Here is a 4,416-nt window from a genome sequence, read left to right on the forward strand (position 1 = left end):
ACGCCCGCACTCAACGCATGGGCTGCTGACTCCCGACGAGGCCTATGATACTCACAATCAACACCTGAAAGCCGCCGCCTGACATGAAACCCATGCTATAGCTTAGCCCGGCGGAAAACTGGTCGAAAATTCAGGACCACCTCTCTGACTGAAAGAAAGCACTAGGCGGAGTTTTACTCCGGGTCCGATGGTCGACTGACACTGCATCAGTGCAGCAAGCCGTCTTCCTGGAGGCGGTCATACGCACCTCGGATTGCATTCTCGTTGAACGTATTTCGCTTGCTCTCATTCCAGCCCATCATCTGTTCGATGATTTTTTCAACTGGGAAGTGGCCTTCGTGGTGGGCAAGCCAGTGCACCGAGGACAGAAGCTCAAGCCCATAAGGGCTTTCGTATCCCTGAACAAGCTTGCTCAAGCGGTCAATGATGTCGGCGGCAGCGGTGTCGGGCTTATCTAAAAATTCGTCCGCAACGGCGCACCCGCTGTTGGTAACATGCGTCTGCCGATCCCCGGTCATGAAGCCGCTGATCATCCCGTGATTTTCCAATGCAACATAGGCCAACTTCAACGCTTCCGAGTACGGACCGTGAAGGTTACGCGCGAACTTGAGCTTAAAATCGACACCCAATGCCTGGAGGAAGTAGGCGATTTTCTGGAGAGAGATTCTGTCAAGCGAACCATCAAAATAGCGCTCGAGATCGTTGAGAGCTTTCAGCAGCAGCGCTCTTGGGAACGTCATCGGAAGACCCGAATGAACATGTTCAGGCTCGTCCTCGGCATGTTTTGGAGCGAACAGAATGACGTCGACACTATTGAGTGGCGAAAGCTTCGCTTCAATAAGGGGCCTCACGTCGGCCCAGTCGAGCCCACCGTTACCGCAGCCCAATGGCGGAATCGCGATAGAGGTAATCCCATACTCGCGGATGACGTCAGCCAGAGCATCGAGACCATTCTCGATGTATTCAATCTTCGACTTGGAGCGCCAGTGGGCTTTCGTTGGGAAGTTAATCAGGTATCGTGGACCTTCCGAAGCGAAGAGCTCTTTTGTGTCGAAGACAAACATTTGACCAGGCTTCAGCCCCTTGGCATTGCATAATTCCTTGTAGGCTAGGAAGTTGGCCGGCCAGCGGTTCTTGAACTCCAAAGCGACGCCCTTGCCCATGACACCGACGCAGTTCACAGTGTTCACAATAGCCTCCACGGGCTCTGAGAACATGTCTCCCTTTTTAGTCCTAATCGTCATTTGTAGTAGCATCCGCGCTTAGAGTAGACAGGGATATCCCAGGCCGAAGCAGCCATCATGGTCTCCAAGGTATCCTTCATCGTGTCAGTCTTGGCAATGATGCACGCGAACTTGTCTAGCGGCACGGCTTCGTGGACCAAGAACTCCGCCATGCGTTTCTCTCGCCGCGTCATCCGTTCGGGCGGACTTGCCATGTTGAGAAAGTAGCTGCAAACACCTTGATAGCCGATCTCCGGTATCTTTGCCGTTAGTGGGCTTTCATCAAACACGTCCCAGTGAACGTGATCTTCCAGCTTATCGAAATCCGTTTCCACAGTAGGCATTGGGGCTCTCGAATTCAACGCATAGTCGCTAAAGCAGGTGAACAGGCCGGATCCCCGAAATGCTTCGAGTGAAGCCACCATGAAGATCCGGTCGTCCTCGCAGGCCTGCCGCAGATAGGCCCCGTCAGGGGATACCAACGGCACGTTCTCTCGGGAAATGGTGTAGGTGAAGGCGGTTATCGGGCTGAAATAGAACGGTACATAGTCGTTCACGACCCCACCGTTTGGCACGTTGAACTCGTTCGTGCCGCGCCGATTCACGATATCTTGATAAGACACCTGGTGACACCTCTGGGGCGTCGCATGGTTCTTCGCCCGAATCTCGCCATCAGTAAGGAAGGTGGGCAGATCAGAATAGTGAACTTGTCGAAAAATAAACCTTATTGGCAAGTTGGCACCCTTCACTATTTGTTTTGCCGACAACATGATCCATGTTTGGGCAGGGCATTCAACCTAGAAACGAACTTCAGTGAACACTCTCACAAGCAACCGACCCAAACGGTATGTTGGTGTGGCGCCGACGTGTCCGGAAGCACTACATCAGCGTCGGCACGACCTTCAGCTTTATGCGCATGGCGGACATTCGTGTGATGCGCAGCGAATGTCGGCTCACCGCCCTTCAGGTCGATTGCGGCAGTTGGGGGTATTGTGGCGCGAACGAACCTTCGCTTTTGTGACGCACGCCATACCCTAGCTGAACATCTGACAGGCCGCATTCCGCGTTCCAAGCCATCATGCCCCTTTAGGATGTACCATGCGCCTTGATGTTCCTGAAAACGTGCTGTGCGGCCTTCAATAGGGGCAGGTCTGTGACGACAGAGGAGAACAGAACCACAATCAAAATGAAGGAGCCGACAAACATCCAGTCAATTCCGTTAATTTCAAACCCAAAGGGAAGGCCGAACGCCCAGGCGATGTTTTCCACCGCCAAATACATTGTCGCGCCGGCAAAGGTGTAATCGCGGATCTTCAGCAAAATCTGTCCAAGGGCAGAATAATGCCGCTTTCGAAGATCCTGACTCTCTCTGCGCATTGTTTTCCAGAACCCTTCATCGTTTGCCGTCCGCGACTGAGTTCCTGGCGAGATGTCGGTGTCTGAAAACCCCAGCTCGGCGGCTATTTGATTGCTGGCGAGTGGATCGATCTTGAACGCTTGAATGATCGCAATCCGTGTTACGAGAGGAAGCTCCCGCTCTCCACGCTCGTAGCGGCGGAGTGCACGGTCTGACAAACCGATGGTCGCGGCGAACTGCGGCTGGCTCATTCCTGTAGATGTGCGAAGCGCCAACAGATTGGCCGCACCTAGCTGTCGAGCAATCGATTCGTATTGTTTATCTGACTTGGTCAAATCCGATGATCCAATGACTTAGCTTTTTAGAGGCGACTCAGGAACCTTACCTGAGAGAGCGTGTCAGAGGTCAAGAAAACGAAGTGACTGGACCAATTGGTCCGCGCGGACCAATTGGTCCTGCTATTTTTTAATTTTGGGACAATAGTTTGTGAGGTTGACCGCGCCGGTTGGAGTTCCTTAGCTGAAATGTGAATCCGGCTCATTTCGCACCCTTGGAACTTGGAGATCGCCCCGATGCGCACCCCGACAAAGGCAAATCTGGACGCCCATGAGCGTCTGAAAGCGGAACTCAGGATTCAGGGTACGTCACTGGCGCAGATATCGCGTGAACTTGGGGTTAGCGACTCTGCGCTGACGTTGGTCGGCAAGCGGATGTGCCGATCTCAGCGCATTGAAGAAGCCTTGGCCTTGGCCGTGGGCGCATCGCCGGAGGATTTGTTCCCCGACTTCCGAAGGGAAGGAGCAATCATGCCCTAGAAAAGCAAAAGGCCTCGGAGTTGCAGCTCCAGAGGCCCTTCAGGTGTATCAAGTTGAAGCCCGATACACCTCATTCATGATCCAACTTTCGGCCCCGGTCAAGCATGCAGTGGGTTCTGTGGGCTGGGGCCTCGTGTCTCAATGAAAGAGGAACCCGTCGCACCGAGAGGCATGCCTCTGGTGTCGGGAGCAGCAGCCTATGTATGAAAATGATGTCGGGGGACCTTATGTCCCGCCAGAGCGAACCCGTGCGACCCGGATGTTCCCGGCGCGATCACGCGCAAGCGGACGCGGGTTCGTGTTCGCAAAACTACGTGCCAGTGCGGCTTGGCGGCAGCTCATCTTTGAAAGTGACCTTGAGCGGAAGTGCCTCTTGGTACTGCTGTCGCAGAGAGCCGTCGTCGATATTTGGGATCAGCCGCCGCAGATCACCTATCGCAACCAAGTGGGCAAGCCCTCATCTCACACATTCGATTTTCTTGTCACTTTGGAAGACGGAAACAAGATCGCGATCGCCGTCAAGCCGGGTGCGCTGGCCGAGCGAAATAAGTTCGACCGAGAGTTCGCGCTGATCAAGGTGCAGACCTCGAAGCAGTTCGCGGACGATGCGCTACTCGTCACGGACAGTAGCTTTTCTGCGGCGGAAGTGCGCAATGCAGAGCTGCTTCATATGTTCCGGCAAGCCGAGGATGTCGAAGCCGATGCGATGGTTCAGCAGATACTCCGAGGCATGAACTGTAAAACGTCTCTGGGGCAGGTCGTCGCAGCGACCGGCTTGCAGGGCCGCGCATTTCGGGCGGGGTTCAAGGCGATCTTCGATGGGATCGCCTTGACGGACCTGTCTCTTCCGGTGACCGAAGCGAGCATTTTGTCGATGCCGGAGGTCCGGTGATGACAGTAAGACTTCGCATAAGAGAGGTGGTCGCAGGAATTCGGACCAGTTGCTAAGCTTTAGCGATTGACGAAGGACTGACCTGAGATGACGAAACGAAAGCGCTATTCTGCGGAGTTCAAGGCGAAG

5 protein-coding genes are annotated in these 4,416 nt (G+C 54.4%); 2 read left to right on the plus strand and 3 right to left on the minus strand.

Going from position 1 to position 4,416, the window contains the following annotated elements; genetic code table 11:
* Positions 1-206: 206 nt before the first annotated feature.
* From DWB67_RS17460 to DWB67_RS17470, 3 genes are all read right to left on the minus strand, one after another.
* Positions 207-1,217 carry a macro domain-containing protein gene (locus DWB67_RS17460; RefSeq protein ID WP_255418751.1) on the minus strand — a complete coding sequence of 337 codons (1,011 nt, stop codon included), beginning with the start codon at positions 1,215-1,217 and terminating at the stop codon, positions 207-209.
* Positions 1,218-1,240: 23 nt separating this feature from the next.
* A complete protein-coding gene (locus DWB67_RS17465; protein ID WP_119808820.1) occupies positions 1,241-1,993 on the minus strand; it encodes a DUF4433 domain-containing protein in 753 nt (250 codons plus the stop codon).
* Between the two features lie 316 nt (positions 1,994-2,309).
* A complete protein-coding gene (locus tag DWB67_RS17470) occupies positions 2,310-2,915 on the minus strand; it encodes a helix-turn-helix domain-containing protein (RefSeq protein ID WP_147385977.1) in 606 nt (201 codons plus the stop codon).
* Between the two features lie 237 nt (positions 2,916-3,152).
* Between DWB67_RS17470 and DWB67_RS17475 the strand changes: the two genes are divergently transcribed.
* Together DWB67_RS17475 and DWB67_RS17480 are read left to right on the plus strand one after the other, a co-directional pair.
* Positions 3,153-3,395 (plus strand): helix-turn-helix domain-containing protein, encoded by a 243-nt coding sequence (locus tag DWB67_RS17475; protein ID WP_119808823.1) that lies wholly within the window; start codon positions 3,153-3,155, stop codon positions 3,393-3,395.
* Positions 3,396-3,693: 298 nt separating this feature from the next.
* Entirely contained in the window at positions 3,694-4,287 is a 594-nt protein-coding gene (locus tag DWB67_RS17480; RefSeq protein ID WP_182911661.1) for a TnsA endonuclease N-terminal domain-containing protein, read from the plus strand.
* The last annotated feature ends 129 nt before the right edge of the window (positions 4,288-4,416 follow it).

The organism is Paracoccus sp. JM45 (assembly GCF_003590715.1).
In the GTDB taxonomy this organism is placed as follows: domain Bacteria; phylum Pseudomonadota; class Alphaproteobacteria; order Rhodobacterales; family Rhodobacteraceae; genus Paracoccus.